At 37.3% G+C, this 21179-nt stretch carries 18 protein-coding genes; 3 read left to right on the plus strand and 15 right to left on the minus strand.

Annotated features, from left to right (window positions below):
* Positions 1–6: 6 nt before the first annotated feature.
* From PCNPT3_RS12620 to PCNPT3_RS12675, 12 genes are all read right to left on the minus strand, one after another.
* On the minus strand, positions 7–960 hold the full coding sequence (locus PCNPT3_RS12620) for a hypothetical protein (protein WP_015466236.1): 954 nt from the start codon (positions 958–960) through the stop codon (positions 7–9).
* On the minus strand, positions 960–1622 hold the full coding sequence (locus PCNPT3_RS12625; protein ID WP_015466237.1) for an ABC transporter ATP-binding protein: 663 nt from the start codon (positions 1620–1622) through the stop codon (positions 960–962). Before PCNPT3_RS12625 ends, PCNPT3_RS12620 begins: the two co-directional genes overlap by 1 nt.
* Positions 1619–2782 carry an ABC transporter permease gene (locus tag PCNPT3_RS12630; RefSeq protein WP_015466238.1) on the minus strand — a complete coding sequence of 388 codons (1164 nt, stop codon included), beginning with the start codon at positions 2780–2782 and terminating at the stop codon, positions 1619–1621. The genes PCNPT3_RS12625 and PCNPT3_RS12630 overlap by 4 nt, the downstream gene beginning before the upstream one ends.
* A 1-nt stretch (position 2783) precedes the next feature.
* Entirely contained in the window at positions 2784–3035 is a 252-nt protein-coding gene (locus tag PCNPT3_RS12635; protein WP_015466239.1) for a hypothetical protein, read from the minus strand.
* Complete coding sequence (locus PCNPT3_RS12640) at positions 3036–4178, minus strand: nitrous oxide reductase accessory protein NosL (protein WP_015466240.1); 1143 nt, start codon at positions 4176–4178, stop codon at positions 3036–3038. It abuts the gene before it with no gap.
* Positions 4178–4702: a TlpA family protein disulfide reductase gene (locus PCNPT3_RS12645; RefSeq protein WP_015466241.1), complete on the minus strand. Its 525-nt coding sequence runs from the start codon at positions 4700–4702 to the stop codon at positions 4178–4180. The genes PCNPT3_RS12640 and PCNPT3_RS12645 overlap by 1 nt, the downstream gene beginning before the upstream one ends.
* Positions 4695–5366: an ABC transporter ATP-binding protein gene (locus tag PCNPT3_RS14305; protein WP_015466242.1), complete on the minus strand. Its 672-nt coding sequence runs from the start codon at positions 5364–5366 to the stop codon at positions 4695–4697. Before PCNPT3_RS14305 ends, PCNPT3_RS12645 begins: the two co-directional genes overlap by 8 nt.
* Before the next feature lie 3 nt (positions 5367–5369).
* Positions 5370–6539, minus strand: coding sequence for an ABC transporter permease (locus tag PCNPT3_RS14310; RefSeq protein ID WP_015466243.1), 1170 nt, complete (start codon positions 6537–6539; stop codon positions 5370–5372).
* Positions 6529–7821 carry an ABC transporter permease gene (locus PCNPT3_RS12660; RefSeq protein ID WP_015466244.1) on the minus strand — a complete coding sequence of 431 codons (1293 nt, stop codon included), beginning with the start codon at positions 7819–7821 and terminating at the stop codon, positions 6529–6531. Before PCNPT3_RS12660 ends, PCNPT3_RS14310 begins: the two co-directional genes overlap by 11 nt.
* Positions 7821–9218, minus strand: coding sequence for a Fe-S-containing protein (locus PCNPT3_RS12665; protein WP_015466245.1), 1398 nt, complete (start codon positions 9216–9218; stop codon positions 7821–7823). Before PCNPT3_RS12665 ends, PCNPT3_RS12660 begins: the two co-directional genes overlap by 1 nt.
* A 71-nt stretch (positions 9219–9289) precedes the next feature.
* Positions 9290–9817 (minus strand): iron transporter, encoded by a 528-nt coding sequence (locus PCNPT3_RS12670; RefSeq protein WP_015466246.1) that lies wholly within the window; start codon positions 9815–9817, stop codon positions 9290–9292.
* Positions 9818–9859: 42 nt separating this feature from the next.
* Positions 9860–11743, minus strand: coding sequence for an FTR1 family iron permease (locus PCNPT3_RS12675; RefSeq protein WP_015466247.1), 1884 nt, complete (start codon positions 11741–11743; stop codon positions 9860–9862).
* 834 nt (positions 11744–12577) lie between these two features.
* Here PCNPT3_RS12675 and gltS point away from each other — a divergent pair.
* On the plus strand, positions 12578–13801 hold the full coding sequence (gltS, locus tag PCNPT3_RS12680; protein ID WP_015466248.1) for a sodium/glutamate symporter: 1224 nt from the start codon (positions 12578–12580) through the stop codon (positions 13799–13801).
* A gap of 48 nt (positions 13802–13849) precedes the next feature.
* On the opposite strand, the gene PCNPT3_RS12685 is transcribed toward gltS, so the two are convergent.
* Together PCNPT3_RS12685 and PCNPT3_RS12690 are read right to left on the minus strand one after the other, a co-directional pair.
* Positions 13850–15640 carry a GtrA family protein gene (locus PCNPT3_RS12685; RefSeq protein ID WP_015466249.1) on the minus strand — a complete coding sequence of 597 codons (1791 nt, stop codon included), beginning with the start codon at positions 15638–15640 and terminating at the stop codon, positions 13850–13852.
* Positions 15609–16568 carry a glycosyltransferase family 2 protein gene (locus tag PCNPT3_RS12690; RefSeq protein WP_015466250.1) on the minus strand — a complete coding sequence of 320 codons (960 nt, stop codon included), beginning with the start codon at positions 16566–16568 and terminating at the stop codon, positions 15609–15611. Before PCNPT3_RS12690 ends, PCNPT3_RS12685 begins: the two co-directional genes overlap by 32 nt.
* A 496-nt stretch (positions 16569–17064) precedes the next feature.
* Between PCNPT3_RS12690 and PCNPT3_RS12695 the strand changes: the two genes are divergently transcribed.
* On the plus strand, positions 17065–17439 hold the full coding sequence (locus PCNPT3_RS12695; RefSeq protein WP_015466251.1) for a Rid family detoxifying hydrolase: 375 nt from the start codon (positions 17065–17067) through the stop codon (positions 17437–17439).
* Positions 17440–17627: 188 nt separating this feature from the next.
* Here the strand turns inward: PCNPT3_RS12695 and PCNPT3_RS12700 are convergent, their stop codons facing one another.
* Positions 17628–18338, minus strand: a complete 711-nt coding sequence (locus PCNPT3_RS12700) for an oligogalacturonate-specific porin KdgM family protein (protein ID WP_015466252.1) — start codon at positions 18336–18338, stop codon at positions 17628–17630.
* Positions 18339–18869: 531 nt separating this feature from the next.
* Here PCNPT3_RS12700 and PCNPT3_RS12705 point away from each other — a divergent pair.
* Positions 18870–21089, plus strand: a complete 2220-nt coding sequence (locus PCNPT3_RS12705; protein WP_015466253.1) for a hypothetical protein — start codon at positions 18870–18872, stop codon at positions 21087–21089.
* Positions 21090–21179 lie beyond the last annotated feature (90 nt).

A 21179-nucleotide genomic window follows, 5' to 3' on the forward strand; every position in this document is an offset into this window, starting at 1 on the left:
AATAATTTATAAAAACACGCCATTGCGCAGATAAAATGAAACGACAAAATAGGTGCACAATACGATGAAAGCGCAATGACTAATAAACGCATATTTTTGTAAGGCATCTGTGTTTTGTGAGGTTAAATAAGAACAAACGATACTCGAAGCACCTATAAATAGACCGCTAAATAACAACCCCCAAACGACATAGCCAATATAATAATAATCAGCTTGAAAAATACAATAAGGGCACTGATGCGTTGGGATCTCATAAATATAGGTACAAAAAAACAAGGTAAAACTATAATAAGAAAACAGTGAAAATAAGCAGGTAAGAATAAGAACAACGCTTTTTTTCTTTAAAAAATAAGCCAAGCCATAGAAAATAAAACTAACGTAAAAGCCGACGAGAATTTGTGAGGTTGAAAGCCCAAGCAGAAACGCATTATTTTTATTAACACCAAAAATAGCGTTACAACAGAGTACGACTTTATGTATATCTAACCCGCTAAAAAATAAAAACTCACCAACAAACTCAGCCAGCATCAGGCCTGCCAATATAAAAAAACAACAATAGCGTTTCTTTAAAAAAGCAAAACAAGCACTGTCGATATCAAATTTATTTAACAATAGCCATAACACACTCAACGCGACCACCGCGAGTTTGAGTTGCATGACTGGCACCCCAAATTCATTTGCACTGAGTACGCCAGCGCCACACATTGCACCGGATATTCTCTCTGATAACTGATCTAATAAACGCACAAAAAAGGGTAACAATATGATTTTAGTCGCCAATATAAAGAGGCATAACAATGAAACGAGATGATCGCTACGCTCGTAAGCATATTGCCTTTGCGTACTTTTAGAGAAATCCCAATAACGATAAATAAAGTAGCAACGTGGTAATAAACACAGCAGTAATATAAATAGCAGTAATTCTATAAACACAAAACTAAGCATTAACAAAGAGAACATCAGCGTAATTGACCTTGATCGATATAATGCACCTGTGCGTTTGGCAAAAGCTCAGAAAACAGTGGATCATGAGTTGCAATGAGTACCGTCACACCTTGTTGATTTAACGATTTAAGAAGATTGATAATAATGATTGAATTATCTTTATCTAAATTGGCAGTCGGCTCGTCCGCCAATAATAGTTTGGGCGAATTCACTAATGCGCGCACAATCGCGCAACGCTGCTTTTCCCCTCCGGATAAATCTTGCACATACGCATTTTTTTTATGACTAAGCGCCACTAATTCTAAATAGGTTTCAATTTTTAGCTTTGCTTGCTGCGTCTTTTTAAGTGGCACTAAGGCGCAGTAAATGTTTTCTAATACCGTTAAATTATCAAATAGATTAAATTGCTGGAAAATAAAACCAATACTTTGCTGTCTTAGTTTTGACGCATGCTTATCTGGCATTTTAGAAATTGCGCATTGATCTATTAATACCAGCCCAGAGCCAGGGCGAGTAAGGCCGCCAATAATACTCAGCAATGAGCTTTTCCCACTACCACTCACACCCGATAAAATACATATCTCTTTCTTTTTTACGTGTAAATTGATTAAATCTAAAATAGGCCCCGCATTGGCTTGAGGATCCGGATCAAAGACAATATCTTCTAGATAAATCATTTCATTGCCTCACTCGGTGAATGCACCGCCACTTTCCAAGCGGGGTACAATGTACTGCCGATAAAAGGCACGATCAGCAGTAATGCCAATAAGAAAATATTTTCGATAGAGACATGCGCCAATAAGACAAAATCATTATTTAAGTTTTCAGTGCCCATAAAAATACCGAGAAAGACGTTGTCGTTTACCAAAAAAACATACAAATAGGCACATGTAACGCCCAGCACAAAAGCGCTAATAGATATCAGTAGCGCGGTACATAAACGCCAGCGAATAATATCGCTAATAGACCAGCCAATTGCCCTTAAAATTCCTACCTGTTTCTTCTGCGCACCACCTTGCACGCTCGCTTGAATATAAAAAATCATCATAAACCCAAGAAAAGCCATTAAATATAAACAAAGAAAAAGCCCCCCTTTATATTCATAGAGATCCATGGCGTCAGAAATCGCTCGTTTTTTACTGCGCCCAGAAAGCCCAAATACGTGCAATTTCTCGATAATATTATCCACTTCATAAGGGTTGGGCACACTTAACGTGACATCGGTATATTCATCGGAGGCGTAACCGAGTAATGACTGCGCGAGCTCTATATCAATCAGGATCGTATCATTTAAAAACAGCTCTATTCCCGGCTTAAAAGTGCGATACAAAGAGACCTTCGTAAAGTGCCCCTGTTGATTTTCAAAAACGAACTTATCTTGGTAATATTGACGTTCGAATAATGCTTTTACCGCATCCGATACCAACATATTAGGCTTTGATAAAAAATCTTTTAAATCGAAGTTTTCCACTAATGGCGCGATCGAAGAGGCAGTGTCGGCATCATAAAAATCAATCCCATTAATACTAATTTTATTACCACCTAGATAAGCATCATAAAACCCGTAAACACGCTTATTGATTTTTTTAATACCATCAATCAATTCGATTTTCTCTATTTTATCCTCGGTTATCGCACTATTACGCCCCGCAACTTCAAAGCTAACGACAATATCATCTTGATTTTTAACGCCCTGCAAAAAGGTATATTGCAATGAATTGGCAGTAAAAATCACGCTACTCAGTATAAAAACCAAAAAAAGATAATAACTAAATAATAACGCGTTTTTGCCTATATCACGCTTTAGCATTAAATATGAAAAATAAAAAAACTGCATGTTAACGCCCTTTATTCTCTGCCGCGTGCTTGTTTTTAGCGTGTTGAGATTTATAAATAAAGCTTAATTTATTCGCACTTAATGCATGTAGTGAACGCTCGTTATAACGCACAAAACTTGCATTCGTTGAAAAGGCGAGCGCCGCCGGTAAGCACGCCGGTAATTTTACATTGCGCGCAGATACGTTATAAACGCCTACTCCGGCAAGTATCAGTAGCGAGAAAAAAGAGAGCCCAATCAACTTATTTTTCATCTAATGCAATGCATCTGATTTTAATAAATCAGCCCACAAGTACACACCCGATCCTCTATGATCAACGAGGAACTGATAAGCCTCGTTTTTATTTTCAAAAGGAATGAATTCTGCGCCCATCGGGCCACTGACATTAGAGCCGACAACAAAATAAGCCTGTTTTGCATCTATGCCTTGTAAGGAGAAGTAATCAAGCACCACTATTTGTTTAAAATCTTCTGCTTTATAGTCATAGCCATATTTACTCGGTGTTAAATAAAACTTAACTAAATCTTTCACCCCATCAAAGTAATGGATCTTGCTATCGGTTACTCGGATCCAAGTTGCCCAATGCGGGTGTTTATACACAAACATGCCACAAACGGGGCATTTAGCATCTTTAGGAATAGCGCGGGATAAATCAGCTTGCAGATGAGGGGAGTGCGTAAGTACTTTATCGTGGTAATAAAGAGCCGCCATTTGTAAGCGCTTACCTTTTATTGCCGAGCAAATATTATTATCGATCATTAAAGCCTTTAATGCGCCAACATGTAAATGCTTACCTTGTTGCCCTTCTTTTTGTAATGAAATAAGTTTTGTTGCATCACACTGCGTTTTAAAAATCATTTCACCTTTGGCATACATCATTTTACTGCGTTTTTTAAAGATCCTTTTATTATCCATCGCAAAGTCGTTATCAGCATTGAGCAGCGCCGCCTTAAAGCGCGTCAATTGCCCGCCCTCTTTTTTAATAAACGCCAACGCATCATTCTTACTCGCAAAGGCAAGCTTACTGGTTATAGACATGGTGCCTTTTATATTGCTACCCAGCACATAATAAGCATCTTGAGTGTCTATAAAACGTTGCGTATTAAAATCAACAACGCGAATAGCATCTACGTGCGAAAAAGGAAACTCTTTAAGTAGCGCACTGACGCCATGTATCGAACAAACTTGTTTTTCGTCTTTGCCTTGTAAGCTCACGATATAATTTGTTTTGTAAAATTTTTTAAGATGCATACCACACAGCGTACAAAAATGTTTCTCTGAGCCAGAGTTGATAAACACATGCTTCACATGGGCCGTTGCGCCCTGCGCCAAAACGATGCCACTAAACATTGGCCCGCTCAGTAATAGGCATAATACATAGATACATTTTTTCATTAAAAGTCCTTACTCTCTATTTCAACATTAGAATATTTATTTAGCGCAGTTTCAATAAAGTCACGCAGTGCAGCGTGGCTCATCATCCCTTGAAACGCTTCACGAATAATGCCTTGCTTATCGATAATAAAAGCGGTTGGCGTGCCGATGATGCGATAGCGCTCTTGGGTTATCTGTAATTGATCTTGTAACATTCTAAAGCTCAATCCATATTTTTTAGCCAATGTTTGTAGCGCAACGATATCCGTATCAACATTGATAGAAACAATACTTAAGGTGCTTTGATATTGTTGCGACAGTTGCTCTAACATGGGTAGCTCCGCCAAGCATCCCCCACAATTAATGGACCAAAAAAACAGATATTTAACGCTTTCAGGATAATCATGAAAATCAACTTGTTGACCCTGTAAATCAACAGCCGCAAGCGATGGCGCAACCTTGTCGATTGCTACAATTTCTTCCTTACAAGCACTGAGCACACAAACGCTAAGACTTAGTAGCAACATTGTTAATATTTTACGCACTGTTTTTTACCTCACTCATTATTTTGCCGTGCTGCAATGTAATAATGCGATCGCTTTGTGCGCCCAATTCAGGGTTATGCGTCACCATAATAATGGTGCGCCCCGCCTTATTGAGATCTTTTAACATGGCTAATATGCGCTTCTCATTTTCTTCATCTAAGTTACCGGTTGGCTCATCTGCAAAGATAATGGGTGGCTCATTAATAAGCGCACGCGCAATACAAGCACGTTGCTGCTCACCACCAGACAACTGTTTAGGTAAATGCGTTTCGCGGTGCGACAGGCCTACATGTTGCAATACTTTACGCGCGGCGCGCTCATCGACAACGCTGTGGTAATGTTGTGCTAACATAATATTTTCAAGTACATTTAAGTACGGAATAAGATGGAATTGCTGGAAAATCAGGCCCACTTTATTTGCCCTGAATTGGCGCTGGCTATCCTCATCTAAGCTACCAGCATCAATGCCATCTAAAATGACTTGCCCACTACTCGGTACATCCAAACAACTTAAAATGTTCAGTAAGGTTGTTTTTCCTGAGCCAGAGGCCCCCATAAAGGCAACAAACTCCCCTTTTTTTATCTGTATATCTAGATTATCTAACGCCAATACATTGCCAAACCTTTTACTCATAGCGCGTGTTTCAATAACAAATTCATGCATCTGTTATTCTCCTTTTAGCAAGATAGCAACTTGTACATTAATCGCTCGCCTTACCGGTATAATGGCAGCAATGAAAGCCGAAACCATCGCTGTTATAATGGTAATAAAGCAGGCAACAAGCCTAAAATTAATACTCGATGAAAAAACGGTCTGTCCTAATATTTGCGCCAGTACATAACCGAGTAGGCAGCCCAAAATAATGGCGACCGTGGTGATAAAAAATGTCTCAATTAAAATTTGCAGGATAATTTCTTTATTGCGCGCGCCGAGTGATTTTTGTAATGCAAACTCACGGCTACGCTCCGCTATCATGGCGGTTAATGTGGTATTCACACACAAGGTGGTTAACGCAAATATCATCAAAGCAATAAAGGCCATTAAACCCTTTATTTTATCGAGAACTTGACCCTCAGAGGCAGACACTTTACGAATGGCGCTGGCATTTAATTGTGCTATTTTTGCATTTATTTGCAGCGCGAAGGCCTCGACCTGATCGTTATCATTAGCGAGGCTCATTAATATATGTTGAAATTTATTGGCTTTATGCAGTAGCTTTTGTGCTAATGATAAGTTCACGAATAAGTACTGATCACTACTGTCTCCCGACTCAATGATCCCTTTTATTTTTAAATGTATCGGTTTTTCGTTATCGATAAGAGTAAGTAAACTGCCAACACCCACATCTAATTTTTTCGCTAAACGCTTACCGATCATTGCATTGCGCTCATCAAAATCTACCGTTACCCAAGCGCCTTGTACTTGCCAATATGGACTGATCTTAGGCAGGGCGCTAAAGTTAACTCCCACTAATACAACCTCTTGTAATGATGCGCGAACTTGCCCAAATAAATACGGGCTAGCGCCCATCACTAAGTCTTTATCTGCCAATGCCAAGACTTGTTTAAAAAGATCCATCTCAAGATATTCGTTAGCATCTAAGGACGATCCCTTAATAAAAAAGTTAGCGCCATAAGTGCGCAGCTCTTGGCTCATCTTTGCATTGATATCAAAGTAAATAGAGGTCAAGGCAAAAATGGTCGATGATCCCACTATAAGCGCGCCGATCACCACGAGCACGCGCTGCTTACGTTGCCACAAGGCTTTAAAAATAAGCGTCCAAAGGAACACACTTTGGATTTTACTCGCAAATATGCGCATTTTCTTACTGCCCATGTAGCACCTCCACCGGATATAACTTGGTAATATTTTTAGCGGGGAAAAAACTACCAAATAGGGCAATTAATAAGGAAACAACAATAACAACCGGCACCACAATCCAGCTAAATTCAAGTGGACTATTAAAAAGAGACCAGCCAATAATTCGCGCCAGTAACGCCCCCGCAACGCAGCCCAGTGATGCCCCGATAAGGCTACAAATCATCGCTTCACAATAAAAAAGCCCATGGATTTCGCTGTTGGTTGCCCCTAATGACTTCATTAAACCGATTTCAGCTGCCCGTTCAATAATGGTGGTTGTCATTAAGGACGCAATACCGAGACCGGCTGCGATAAAGGCTGCTATCGTGACAACCAACAATAACAATTGTAATTTCTCTATGACTAAGCCCTCAGAGGCAGCCACTTGCCAAATGGGTTGCACAAGCGCCCCGCTCATCGCCTCTTCTAATTGCAATGCAATCGCAGACACATAGGCAGTGCAGTACCATTTGTCATAATCGGCAGAATTTAATCCGGCTAGATCCTTACGCGCAGCTTTCGAGAGTGCATTTTCAGGCACCGTTAATGCACTGACTTGTACTTGTTGCATTTTCCCCGGCAGATTTAATATTTTCTGCACTAACGCAAGCGTTGCTATTATCTGCGAATCCTCCTCGCCACCCGTTGTCACAATACCGCTCACGTAAACCGGGTATTGTTGCTGTTTATAGACAATGTTTAACTCGCTATTAATCGATATTGCATAACGCTTGGCAATCTCAGCACCAACTAACACTTCATTGATTTTACTATCATCAGGCCAGCGCCCTTGTATCTCCCAGAAGGGGGCAATAATTTGCATCCCAGTGTGATAATTTGGCTCATCATCGACGCCAATTTTTTTATTGAAGTAGGTACCCAGTAAGCCGATATTAGGCAGTGTTTTTTGTGCGGATTTCAAACTGACTCGCGCGTGTAATTTTGGCGCAAAACCAATAATATTATTACGCCAAAAAATACCTTTTATTTTTCTTAGCTCTCTTGCATCTAAAAAGGATTGTCCCGATAACGGATTATAATTAATACCATTAACATGCATCGCTAACGACTCACTGGCACTTTGAATCAATATATTAGCCCCATAGGACTTCATTTCCCGCGCCATTTTATCGCCAATGTTAATGGATACGGCAAATAACGCGCTCAGTAAGGCTGCGGATAAGAAAAAAGTAAAGATCGATAATATTTTCCGGTTACGACCACGCCACAATGACTGTTTCAGGCAGAGTAAAAACATTATTTATCTCCTGTTGCTGAGGCGGTATTCTCAAGATAACGTTCAGGATCATCCCTAAAATGCGTATAGTTTGCATCATTAATAAAGAACCATGTTTTGCCTTTGTATTTATACTGGCTACTGGCTTTCGTATTTAATAATTTGATTTTTGCAACAGGATCCCAGACTTCTATTTCAAGGGTTTGCGTAAAGTATTGATAACCTTGAAGTAAACTTTCTTTGCTAATACGCACCTCTGTCGCATCTTGGGTGAACTGCATGGGAATAGGGTTACAACCACCGACTTTACCGATTGAGGGGATAAAAATACGTACCCCACAGGCGAGGCAAATAACTTGATTGCCTTTTTGTACGTAGCCTTTGTCGCCACATAATAAACAAGCATCAAAAACCACGCCGAGTTTCAATTGATCTTTATAACGATTGATAACAAAAAAACGGATAGCTTTACCATCAGACGCAACCCAGATAAAGCGATATAATTTACCACTGCCAAGCTCAAGTTTCTTTATATCAAGATGGATAGCATCATCACTTTCTAACGTAACAAAAGTAGAGGCGGATAAACTGGCAGGCCGAGATGCATAAAGATCCCAAAATAAAAGAGACGATAAACAAAGTAATAAGGTCAGTACAGTCAAACGCAATAACCTGCGCTTTTGATAATACTGCGCTAACGCATGCCGATATTTTATCGCCGTTAACGTTTTAAGAGGCTCAACTAATGGCGCAATAAATTTAAAGTGATAACGCACGCTAAAAACGCATAAGAAGAGGATCGCGCTGTAACTCACAAATTCGGTGAAATAAATACTTTTACTAGCAAACGACAAACGTAAACTGGTTAAGGTCGCAACATGTAACTTCATCATCGAAAGCAGCAATTGACCACTTAATGAAAAAGCCCATAAGAATAAGATAAGTAGCCCAAAAAACAATCCCAACTTCGGCTGAAATTTACTCATTTTATAACTGCTTAATTGGCATAACACCAACAAAAACACGGCAAAAATCAAGGCACTCACATTTAATATAAGCGCAGTGTTAAGTACGCTGGCACTTGTTATTAGCAAAATTTCTGGTTGCAGGAAAAAAAGGTAGCTCGCAAGCGTGAGTAAAAGAACTTGCCAAAGCGCGCACAAAATACTGAAGTGTTTTGGTAATAAGAAGGTTAATAAAATAAACACAATAAGGATGCATTCAAATACCGAGATAGATAAACGGATCAACAACGAAGAGGGTAAATAAAGAGATAACAATCCCCCTATAAAAATAGCGCCTACAGATTGTAAGAAAATACTTTTTACATTGATCGTGATTGATCTTGCATGTAAAAGCCCAAGCAAGAAAGTAAATAGTAAAAATTTATGCAACAGACTCGCCGCAAAAAAACTCATAGTAAAATCACCTTTTAAAGTGCCGATCACGATGCTTGATCGTCATCGACACTTTTATTTTATGAGGTTGGTTACTTTAAACCAACGTATTTGAAGTCATATTTAACTTCAAATGATTTCCACCAACGACCCACACCCGTTTCTTTATCTGTATGACGGTAAAGACCCGCTTTTGATGGTGGATCAATACGGTAAGTCACAGTGTAATTACCAATTCCCATCATTTTAACGTTGGCACCGTAATGTGTTCCATCTGATGCAACCATTGGCATGAATGTGCCAGTTTGTTGTTTACCTGTATCGGTATTTTTCAATGTGTATTCAATCGTTAGGTAAGGGATCCATTGTCCTGCACCAAAACCGTTTTTATTACCTTCTAATGCATGAATATCCGCTTCTAAATGGATATCAGCTTGAGAGGCAGGTAAGCCCATACCACGAGGCTCCATCACGATAGGTTGTAAATATACCGCAGCAATTTCCATTTGATTGATATCCACAGACTCGCCCGCAGGATATTCAGTAAATGCCATTACCTGACTAGATGCAGCAAGTAATGCTCCACCGGCAAGGATCTTAACTAGTTGGTTCTTTATCATTTTCTTCTCCATAGATAACAAATAAAATATAAATACGCCGGCTTAAACAATTTCTTGCACCTTATTTTTCTTTAGTAAATAAAGAGCAAAGAACGCAGCCAACAAGATAACAACTTGAGGAATGAGCGTTTCTACATAAGGGAAAATGCCTAGCACCGTGATTTGTGGAAAGTCACTTACCAAATGGGGTTGAAATACTTTCCCTTCGATAAGTTCAAGAACACCTTTACCTGCAAACACAAATGCCATTAAATACAGCAATGCGCTGGTAAAGATGAAAAAGGGTCTTAATGGTAATTTAACTACGCTGTAGCGAATAATTAAATAACAAAGTAATAAAATAATGCAGCCACATGCAAATCCAGCCGCTATCATCCAATATCCATGCAGCTGTGCATCAAGGATCAAGGCATAGTAGAACAATGCAGTTTCAGCGCCTTCTCGGTAGACAGATAAAAAGCTAGCAAACCACAAACCGATAATTGAGCCAGTGCTTAATGATTTACTTAATTTTCCATCAATATATGCTTTCCACCTTGAAGCTTCCGCTTTTGCAATTAACCAATAACTGACAAAGAATAAAACCAAGGCTGCCAAAAGCATGGTCACACCCTCGAGGATCTCTTGTTTTGCACCTGAATTATCTAAAATGAATTTGAAAATAAGCGCCGTCACCACACTGGCAACCAAAGCAACAACAACACTGTTTTTGACGATAGTGAGCTTGTCTTCATGTTTATTTTTTATTAAGTACGCAATGATAGCAGCCACTACCAACATCGCCTCTAAACCTTCACGCACAATGATCATCAAGCTATATAAGAAAAGCGACCAAGGTGTTTGATTTTCTTTACTTAACATCTGTACGGCTATGTTTAAGTTGATCTCTAATTTATCTATCTCGTCTTCAATGGCGCGCACCGATTTACCCGCGCGGATCAAACTCACGATTTTAGTAAATGAGCTTTCTAATTCGGCTTTAAACGTCGCATCACGCGCTCCGATTTTGGCCTCCATATCGCTGGCTTCAAACAAATCAAAATAAGTATCTTGTACTAAGAAAATAGCATCTTGGGTTTTACCCTTTTGCTGTAACACTAAAACGTCCGAGAATGCGCCCAGTATCTGTTGTTTAACGCCATCCCAATCTTTGCTCTGCTCGAGCGGATTATTTTCTTGCGTTTTTTGACTTTGTGGCACTTTAAGGCCGGGCAGAAAATCATTTAACTCTAAAACCAAATTCGACGTTTGATAGCCAAATTCAATTAATTGATCATCACTTTGACATAAATCTAATAACACTTTAAAACGTCGATTAAAGGCAGCTGAAATAGCCCCACTGACTTCAATACCAAGGTATGTTTCCAATTCAGAGTTTTTATAGCCACTATATTGAGCTTGGCGAACATACGCTTTGGTTTTTTCGTATTGGTGTGTTTTGTAAGCAATAACAGCAAGGCCTAAGCGTTCATCAATAAATTCAATTTGTTTTAACCAGTAAGGCGCTATTTCATCGTTTAAGTCATGGCGACTCTGCGCTACTATTTGATGGCCATTTTTTAATGCTTCAGGTAAAGCTTGTAATGCTTTTTTTAAGGTCAGGATCTCATTTTCAACTTGCGCTAAAGGCGCCTTATTAGTAATTAATTTACGAATAAACCCAAATTTACTCTCTAATTGATAACTTAAATCGGCCGAATAATTAATACGAATGGGGCCTTCTAAGTTTTCAAAAACTTCAAAATAAGCCATTTGTACGGTGCGTTTTGCCGTGGTTATTTGACCTTCTTCATAGAGTGCCAACGTTTTATCTAAACGCTGGGAAATATCATCTACAAGCGCCTGATAGTCTGGACTTGCATATGTATTAACTGAGATCATAAGAGAGAAAACAATCAAGACACCTTGTATTACTTTTAAAAACATAGCTCACCAAAAGACCACTAAATAGAAAAAAGAGGTTAATTGATAATAATTACCATTACAACAGTGTTTATTTATTGCGCAACAAAATACTGTATTAATTGACTTTAAAGATAAAAAAAAATGCTATTTAATAATTTTATACTTTTAATTAAGCTCACAAAATCATGAACCACATGAGATTTTAACAAAAAATAATCAATAACTTTTTGGCCGTGACACTTTTAAATCATTTTTTCATATTCCACGTTATTATAGGAAAACAAATACCAATCCTCACCTTATAAGGTTATAAGAGGTAATCTAAAGTAAAAGAGAAGTTAAACTGAAGTTAACAGGGGGTTAAAAGATAAAACATTCATTAAAATGAAAGGCATTATAATGTCTATAAGATCAGAGCAAAAGGTAGCGGGGAACAGCTAACATGATTTACATCAGTATTTTAAAAGTGTAGGCTCTCGGATTGGTACTTACGTGGTACCTCTAATAAATACATAAAAAGGAACAGTAGATCACATTGCGAATTATTTAGTTTGATTTTTTAGCATTAAACATACATTATCGTTTTGCCCTAGATATGATGTAATTTATAAAGATAGCCTTGCTTTTTTCATTCCATAAAATTATTAGCAGTGGTAAACCTACCACTTTATCCTTCTGATCAATGCATCAGATACCCATAAAAAAGCGCCGAGTTTCATAACGCGAATAACGAGTATTCACTACAATACTCGCGCTATCAAACTTAGTATTCCCATACAGAGTTTTATCAAATAGAAATTAGTTATAAATAGACTTCTACAAAAATAAAACTCAACATGTTCAATTAGGAGTTTCATGAATACAATATATTCAATAGGTGAAATTGAGTCTTTTCTGATAGCCATTTTGGTTTTATTTATCGGTCATACCGTCAACCGTCATGTTGCCTTTTTCAAAAAATATAATATTCCCGAACCCATCGTCGGTGGGCTTATTGTGGCCACCATTATCACTATTTTACATTTTTATCAGATCACATTGCAGTTCTCACTGTCCATGCAAAATACATTGATGCTGATGTTTTTCAGTACCGTCGGCCTCGCCGCAAACTACAAATTATTATTAAAGGGTGGTAATAAAGTCTTTATCTTCCTTGGTATTGCGTCTTTTTATATTGTGATCCAAAATATTGTCGGCGTTAGTATGGCAACAACATTAGGATTAGATCCGATAATGGGCTTAATTGCAGGCTCTATTACCCTCTCTGGCGGACACGGAACGGGCGCGGCATGGGCGCAAACATTCTCTGACGATTACGGTATTAACACCCTTGAATTTGCGATGGCATCTGCGACCTTTGGTCTTGTCATGGGCGGTATCATCGGTGGGCCAGTAGCGCAGCGACTTATTAATAAAAATAATCTTGTTTCATCTTATGGTGCCGGCGGTAACTCGCATAAAGATCACCCTGATTTGGTTACTTATGATCAACTTGAAGAAGATAAAGTCACCGCAAAAAGTATTTTAGAAGTTCTCTTTATTCTACTTATCTGTGTCGTAGGCGCTAAATGGGTTGGCTATGCCATCTCAAATCTAGGTATCAGCTGGTTGAAAATGCCGAACTTTGTTTATGCTCTTTTTATCGGCGTGGTGATCACCAATATTACTGAAATTTCACGTGGCTATAAAATAAACAGTGAATGTATCGATATCTTAGGTACCGTTTCACTTTCTTTATTCTTATCGATGGCTTTAATGAATCTAAAATTATGGGAGATCTTTAATCTGGCGATCCCATTGTTATTTATTTTATTAATACAAACGGTTATTTTAGGTCTATTTGCCTATTTCATCACTTTTAGAGTCATGGGTGGTAATTATGATGCCGCAGTAATGGCAGGTGGTCATTGTGGCTTTGGTATGGGCGCAACCCCTACCGCTGTTATGAACATGGGCGCATTAGTCAGCAGAACAGGACCGTCACCACAAGCATTTATGGTTGTACCTATCGTAGGCGCCTTTTTTATTGATATTGTGAATGCCATTATATTACAAGGCTACCTTAACTTTATTTACTAAATCATCATAAAAAAAGAGAGGCAAGCCTCTCTTTTTTTATTTCTACTATTACTCCATAACAACAAACAGTATCTTATCTTTTATCTTAAATGACACGTTACCTTTTATCTGAGCGCCCACTATATTCAGAAATTCTATCTCAGCATCCTTCCAATCATATTGGTATAGATAGGGTTTAATATAATGATCTCGTAAATTCAAAACCCGCTTAAAAGAATTTGAACCGGTTTTTTCCCACATATAGTGACTCATCTTTTTAGCATCCACACGCACTACAATTTTATCAAAACGTTGGGGATTTTTTAATGCGTTTTGATTGTCATGTTTCTCTAGCATCTGCGCCAATACTTCTCTGTTATACGCATAGCGTGAATTATAATTATACGTTTGCAATGCAAAAGGGATCATAAGACTCAGCAACGTCAGTAAGCGCCAATATTTATTAGGGATAATAAATAACAACATCACCATACCTATCGGGAAGGTAACTCCCGAACGTAGGGGAACCGTTATGCCAAGGGGAAGCACGCTAACGTACAATGAGATCACCACTAATAAAAGCATCACTGTATATTTAAAATGTGTTCGCAATGCCCATAATGCGGTAACGCCAATCGGGATATAAAGCCATAGGCTTAATCGCCCAATATAGTTAAAGTTACGCATAAAATTACCGGCACTACTTTGTATATTTCCAAGCAATGCAGATAGGCTATGTGATGGTGTTTCATGTCGCCAACTCACAAACTGAATAAAGGATGCCTGATCAGAGAAAGCAAAGGTATATAAGTACACAAATGCATTGGCAACGACATACCCAAGTACATAACCTAAAATCCAAAAACACAAAAATTTAAAGTTATCAGAATAAGAAGCGTGTCTTAACGTTGATAAATACAATAACGGCATCAAAAAATAGAAGACGGGATAGGTAGAAAATAACAAAATCCCTGCCAGTATTAAAAATAAGGGCATTTTTAATTTATCTTTGTTGCATGCCAACACGGCCAACATAAAGCAACTTGGCATTATCGTCATCGGCCATTTAAGCAACATAGTAAAAGAAGGTATATTGATAACTAACAAAGCAACCATGATAGCCAACCAATACTCTTTCTTTATACCCATTGCTACTTTGTAAACAAATATAAACATAAAGAGGTTAGCTAAACTGGCTGCAATAAAAGCAGGTAATGCACATAATGGATAATAGAAGGCAAAATTTATCCAGCGCCCCTCTGTGGTGAATTTACCTATATAATTCTCCATATAAGGTAATGCGTCATGCGCTACATTTGCCGACATCGCCAATTGTAGATTAAATAATGTCACGCCAGTAAATACAATGAGAATTCCCCATTGCAGCATGATAAATGGCTTGATATTTCTCTCTTTATCATACAAATCTTTAAAGTGTTTTTGCATTGAAACTCCCTCTGTAAATACTATTTTATAACCTAAATAATTGATCCCCATAGACACACATACCGCCAATCCCTGCCCTAAATAGACATGTAGCATTGCATAATGTACCAACAAAAATAACGTAACGGTTGAGATCGCTAATGAGGTAAAATTAACCACACAAAAGGGAATAAATTGCCCTTTTTCTTTCTTACTTCTAAATACAAATGTGCGATTAAGGGCATAACTTATGATCATCCCAATGAAATAGGAGAAGATTGAGGAAATCAGATAGCGCGCTGATAGTTCATAAAAGATCATAAAAGCCAAATACGCCACAACCGTATTAATAACACCTACCGTTGCAAAACGTATTTTTTGTTGTAAATCTGAGGTCACTAAATTACTTAGTAATTGAGTCTGTTTCTTGAACATCCACTTCTCTTTGTTGCTTGATAATATACAGCGGACGCTGCTTGGATTCGTTATAAATTCGCGCGACATATTCACCCAGAATACCGATAGAAATCAGTTGTACTCCCCCCATAAATAAAATAGAGACTAATATTGAGGTCCAGCCAGTCTCCCAATGATCCGTCATCAAGCGAATATATACTGAATACAGTAACATCAGCATCGCAACCCCTGAACATGCAAAGCCCATCATAATCGATAATTTTAACGGTTTAACTGAAAAGGATAAAATGCCGTCGATGCCAAATTTAAGCATCTTTGCTAACGGATATTTAGATTCACCCGCAAAACGTGCAGAGCGTTTATAACTGATTGCCGTTTGATTAAAACCAATCCAACTGACCATACCTCTAATAAATCGAGATTTTTCCGGCATTGCTATTAAATGATCAACAACCTGCCTGTCCATTAAACGAAAATCACCCGTATCAAGTGGAATTTTAACCTCTGACAAATAGTTTAATATTCTATAAAAACTTTTCGCGGTGAGAAGCTTAAACCACGATTCACCTTCACGACTTGCTCTTGTTCCATAAACAACATCGAAACCTTCTTCCCACTTTATTATCATTTCTGCAATAACTTTTGGAGGATCTTGCAAATCAGCATCGATCAAAACCACAGCATCACCCGTACTAACATCTAAACCGGCGCTCACTGCTTGTTGGTGACCAAAGTTACGTGAAAATGAAATAGTACGTACATTGTTATAACGTTTACTATGCGCCAGCAATTTTTTCTCTGTATCATCAGAACTACCATCATTGACAAAAATCAGCTCAAATTCATAATTTTTGATCCCCTGTGTTACCGATATCAATTCTGCAACGGTGGTATCTATAACCTCACTTTCATTAAAGCAAGGGATAACAATAGAAACTCTTTTCATATTTCCTCCATAAAAACATTTAATGTCCATCCTTATACTGATATAAATATTTTTATAATATTCACCAGTACCTAACGCCTTCTGTCTTAAAATCATTCGATTTCATTTTATAGGTCATAACGTAATTTATTACTAAGAGTACAGATTTATAATGTAACTTCGCTTTTATAACCTAGGAAATTAGCTAGACAAAACGAATATAAGCTTAATCTTTTCTTTATGAGTCTCATAGTTATTATTTACTACGGCGTTTTGAAAGATCCTCAAAAAGACCGTATAGACATTTGAACCTTTACTCTAAAAACCCTATCTCATACAAACAATACTTAAAAACAAATCTTTCCCGTAAGTTGATCTTTCTAACTAAGTGCATTAAAAACTCTCCTATCATACATTTGTGCTTTTAATATTCTGATTTAATTCTTTTTGCGATGCGCTATCGTGATTTTAAAGATATGCTTGTTGAATTAAAAAATATCAACAATAAGGAAAAGTAATGCAAGCAATATACTCAGATAACGTCGCTCCCGCTGTTGGGCCATATGCCCATGCTATAGATGCCAATAACACTCTTTATATGTCAGGACAGTTAGCATTAAATCCCCTCACCTTAAAACTTGAAGGTGAGTGTATTATTACTCAAGCAACACAAATGTTTAAAAATGTTAAAAGCATTCTTGATACAGCAGGCTATGATAAAAACAAAGTCGTTAAAACAACCGTTTTTTTATCTGATATGGATAATTTTTCTAAGTTAAATGAACTTTATGCTGCATTTTTTGGGGAGCATAAACCAGCGAGGTCTTGCGTGGAAGTTGCGCGTTTACCAATGGATGCTCTGGTTGAAATAGAATTAATCGCTATTAAATAATTAAAGAAGAAACACTGAAAAGTCATTTCGTAAGCAGTGCAATAGTATCTAATATAAGGGCGGAATAATAATATCCGCTCCTATTTAGCCTTGTAGGTTCCCTTATACACCCACTATTTTTAGTACTTATACTTTTCGTTTTATACGATTAGATCTATCTTATTTAATGAAGATCATTCAGAACAAGATTACCAAGTGTATTTAATACCCACACGATAACGCGTTTGTCTGTTATCTGTAGTACGACTCTCTCTTACATTACCGACTTCAACAAAAGGACGCCATTTTTTACCATTAAGCCCATGAAATGCATACATAACTCTAAAGTTATAGAGATAATCAGAATTGCCATTATCAAATTCACTTATCGCATTACTTTCCATTTGTTGCCAATATTGCATCTCCATTTGGAAATCCCAATTACCACTTGCATAAGCAACCCAGGTATCTAACTCTTGTATTTTAGAACGAATATCCGTCGTTGTATCCGCATAATCCCATAACTTCCATTTGTAACGAGCTTGAGTACGAAACCCACTATCAAAAGAGTAGTTTAAACGAACATAAGGAACGTACACTAATCCATCCGGATTAAAGTCCATTGACAGTCCGACGAGACCAAGTAAGTTACGGTTAAGTGCTTTATAATAAAAAATAGAAAGCTCTGATCCATTCATCGACATGTCATTAAATGTTTTATTTTCGTCTTCATTATTATAACGAGCATCGAGCTCAAGGCCCAAATTTTCACCTGAATCTAAAAATATTTTAATCCTATCTGAATGTTTATTATTACCATCTTTATATTCATGCCTATATTCTAATGTGGTTTTATAATCATTACTAAAAGATGGTGTAGCTATCACTATCAATAGAGAAAATAGTATCGCTCTTTTCATTTTCAATATTCCTTATGTTGTTTTATTTATTCGCTGAAAAGATCAGTATCAGAAAGAGATCCCTTTCTAAATGCAGAATATGAACTTTAATAATCAGCACATCAATAAAATTACAGTTTATTTTTAATTTTTGTGACATTTAGGCGCTTTTATTAAAAGATCGTTTTATTTTTATTGAAAAGGCGGAGTTTGGTTTCTATAGCCATTTTTTTGAAGTGTATTGATAATGAAATGAGGCATTCTTAACTTACAAACGTCAGAGAAAATGAACAGATAATGTAGAGATTTAAGATGAGAAATAAACGAATAAGCTTATCCTGAAACCTGTCATAACTTACAATTCTTTTTATTTATACCTATTCTCCTATTTGTGCGCAGTATCTCCTTTCTAAAATAAGTCAAAGCATTTTATAATTGCTAATGCTGTATTGATATAAACTAGATTGGTGTGATCTTATAAATTATAGTAACGTGTTGTTATATTGGTGCATATAGCGCCTTTTACTTTAGGTATCAGTTAAGAGAAATAATATGGAAATCAAAAAAAGTGCGCTAAAAGAAAAAAATCATGACAGTGAAGCTTTCAATAATACAGAGTTAGAAGAGTCTAAAAACAACTCAATTAATGAAGAAAAAGAAATATCAATGAATTCTCAGAGCATACTAGATGATCATGTTCCTTCTAGCTCTAAACACATGTATTTCATTGAAGATGATACTCAACGTATTTTAGAAAACTTAACTGAATTAAAAAAACAAATATATCCTTTACATGATAATTTTTCGGTCGAAGATCAAACCAATGCACCATTCCCATCTGTTTGTTTAATTGGTTTAGGACGCTGTGGCTCGAACATCTCTTTAGATCTTGCTAATCTGGTTTATAACGCGCGTAATTATTACCTTAATGACTTCCAAAAATCAGGAGCCAAAACAAAGAATCAAAGCTCACTGACGACTCAATGGATAAAAAACACATTAGGCATTAAAGATAAACACAATAAACACGCGGCGTTTTTAATTGAACCCTTTGTGATCTTAGGCGATTTAGACCAAGATATCTCTGGCAGAGTACATTATTCTTACATGGATGGTAAACATAGCCTTTTAGACGGTTATCCTAAAATGAAAATAATGGACCTTTCCGAAGTACATGCGGGTGGATCAGGTAACGCACCTGTATTAGGCCAATATTTAGCAAAAATCATTCTCAACAAAGGTGCGGAGAAATTTTTAAATAAAGATTGGAAATCCATTCATTCTTACCTTATTGATTCTTGTGGTATTAAAGCCAATCAATCACGCTTATTCTTTTATATCTTTAGTGCAGGCGGTGGTACAGGCTCTGGTATGGCATCAGAATTTGGCTTAGCACAACAATATGCTTATATGAGCAAAACATTACACACTGAGAAAAAAATACAGAGCGAACGCCGTAGTGATGCGCATTCCTTTGTATTTGAGCCCATCTTTAGTAGCGGTATCTGTATATTACCCAATATCGCTTGTCAGAGCGTTGAAATCTCAGAAGCCTTACATATCAATGCGGGCCGCTTATTATGTAAATACCTCTCTGAAGAGTGGGACTTTTCTTATAATGTAGATCGCGAAGACCATGAAAGTGACCGTACTATTGTAGATCGATTACGCCCTTGGAATTCAATGATGCTGATATCAAATGATATTATGCGTTATGCCGAAGAGGCCGATGGTGGCAGCATGGAAAATGTTGATGTAAACACCATGGAAAAATATGCAAACCAATATATTTCACAGCAAATATTTAATATATTAACTGCGCAAGCGGTAACTAAAGATTACGACCAAGATTACTTCCGCCGAGCGGGTGTGGATATCAGTGATACCATTCGCTTAGATGCCAATGATTTATTTATGAGTTTAGCAGGCCCTGTGACCATCGCTTATGCAGAGTCAACGGTTAAGAAAACCGCTCCCATTATTAATGGCCGCCAAGAAGACAGTGAATTAGTTGAATTAGATATTGACGATCTTTTCTTCCGCTCCATCGATCTTCCTCATTTTAATAAAGATACACGCGCGATTGAAGGCGTGAGTTTATTACCCATGAAAGCTGAAATTTACCGCGAACATCTTGCCGAGTGCCGTGATAATAATTACGATACCAGTAAACTAAAAGAGATCCTCTTTTTTAATAAATGTTCATCTGTGGTCTCTATTATCTCATTACCAAAAGATTACAAACTTTCATACATGGACTTAAACCGTTTAAAGACGCATCTTAATAGTTTATTCCCGAACACGACCTTGAAACGCTATGCGTTAGTCATTGGCGCATCCGAAAATATTTCATTAACCACCTTAATTGCAAAAAGCCCTTGTTTAAGTGATGATTTTTTAACTTTAATTGTCTCTTACGTAAAACGTTGCTTTGCAAAAAATGAATATTGCTTTGATGATAACTTTGATGATGCCTTCTTAAACTTTATTACTAGTGATGATTTTGACGAAGCAGGGCTTGATAAAATGATTTCTGAGTTTGAAAATCCAGCGAAAATTTTAGATACTAACTGGCACGCCATCAAACCAATGTATGAAAAGAAATATCGCGAAATATTAGGTGATGAAGAAAAATTCATTTCTATTAATGATATCCGCTTAACCTCAACAAACGTTAAACGCGCGATTAAATACTTACGTGAAATTTATCGTTACCGAGTCAGTAAAACAAAACTTATCTCACTGAATGGCAAAAAGAAAACCAGTAAATAAATAAGTAAGCACTCCTCTGTCATTGTAATAAAGGCTCAAGCGCACTTAAGTCGCTTGAGCCTTTAGCTCTTCGCACCATCAGCTTGGCTT

The sequence above is a fragment of the Psychromonas sp. CNPT3 genome, from assembly GCF_000153405.2.
In the GTDB taxonomy this organism is placed as follows: Bacteria; Pseudomonadota; Gammaproteobacteria; order Enterobacterales; family Psychromonadaceae; genus Psychromonas.

Coding starts and splice junctions, on each gene's coding strand:
- PCNPT3_RS12620 (WP_015466236.1), bottom strand. CDS start 960: ATGTTCTCTTTGTTAATGCTTAGTTTTGTGTTTATAGAATTACTGCTA.
- PCNPT3_RS12625 (WP_015466237.1), bottom strand. CDS start 1,622: ATGATTTATCTAGAAGATATTGTCTTTGATCCGGATCCTCAAGCCAAT.
- PCNPT3_RS12630 (WP_015466238.1), bottom strand. CDS start 2,782: ATGCAGTTTTTTTATTTTTCATATTTAATGCTAAAGCGTGATATAGGC.
- PCNPT3_RS12635 (WP_015466239.1), bottom strand. CDS start 3,035: ATGAAAAATAAGTTGATTGGGCTCTCTTTTTTCTCGCTACTGATACTT.
- PCNPT3_RS12640 (WP_015466240.1), bottom strand. CDS start 4,178: ATGAAAAAATGTATCTATGTATTATGCCTATTACTGAGCGGGCCAATG.
- PCNPT3_RS14305 (WP_015466242.1), bottom strand. CDS start 5,366: ATGCATGAATTTGTTATTGAAACACGCGCTATGAGTAAAAGGTTTGGC.
- PCNPT3_RS14310 (WP_015466243.1), bottom strand. CDS start 6,539: ATGGGCAGTAAGAAAATGCGCATATTTGCGAGTAAAATCCAAAGTGTG.
- PCNPT3_RS12660 (WP_015466244.1), bottom strand. CDS start 7,821: ATGTTTTTACTCTGCCTGAAACAGTCATTGTGGCGTGGTCGTAACCGG.
- PCNPT3_RS12665 (WP_015466245.1), bottom strand. CDS start 9,218: ATGAGTTTTTTTGCGGCGAGTCTGTTGCATAAATTTTTACTATTTACT.
- PCNPT3_RS12670 (WP_015466246.1), bottom strand. CDS start 9,817: ATGATAAAGAACCAACTAGTTAAGATCCTTGCCGGTGGAGCATTACTT.
- PCNPT3_RS12675 (WP_015466247.1), bottom strand. CDS start 11,743: ATGTTTTTAAAAGTAATACAAGGTGTCTTGATTGTTTTCTCTCTTATG.
- gltS (WP_015466248.1), top strand. CDS start 12,578: ATGAATACAATATATTCAATAGGTGAAATTGAGTCTTTTCTGATAGCC.
- PCNPT3_RS12685 (WP_015466249.1), bottom strand. CDS start 15,640: ATGTTCAAGAAACAGACTCAATTACTAAGTAATTTAGTGACCTCAGAT.
- PCNPT3_RS12690 (WP_015466250.1), bottom strand. CDS start 16,568: ATGAAAAGAGTTTCTATTGTTATCCCTTGCTTTAATGAAAGTGAGGTT.
- PCNPT3_RS12695 (WP_015466251.1), top strand. CDS start 17,065: ATGCAAGCAATATACTCAGATAACGTCGCTCCCGCTGTTGGGCCATAT.
- PCNPT3_RS12700 (WP_015466252.1), bottom strand. CDS start 18,338: ATGAAAAGAGCGATACTATTTTCTCTATTGATAGTGATAGCTACACCA.
- PCNPT3_RS12705 (WP_015466253.1), top strand. CDS start 18,870: ATGGAAATCAAAAAAAGTGCGCTAAAAGAAAAAAATCATGACAGTGAA.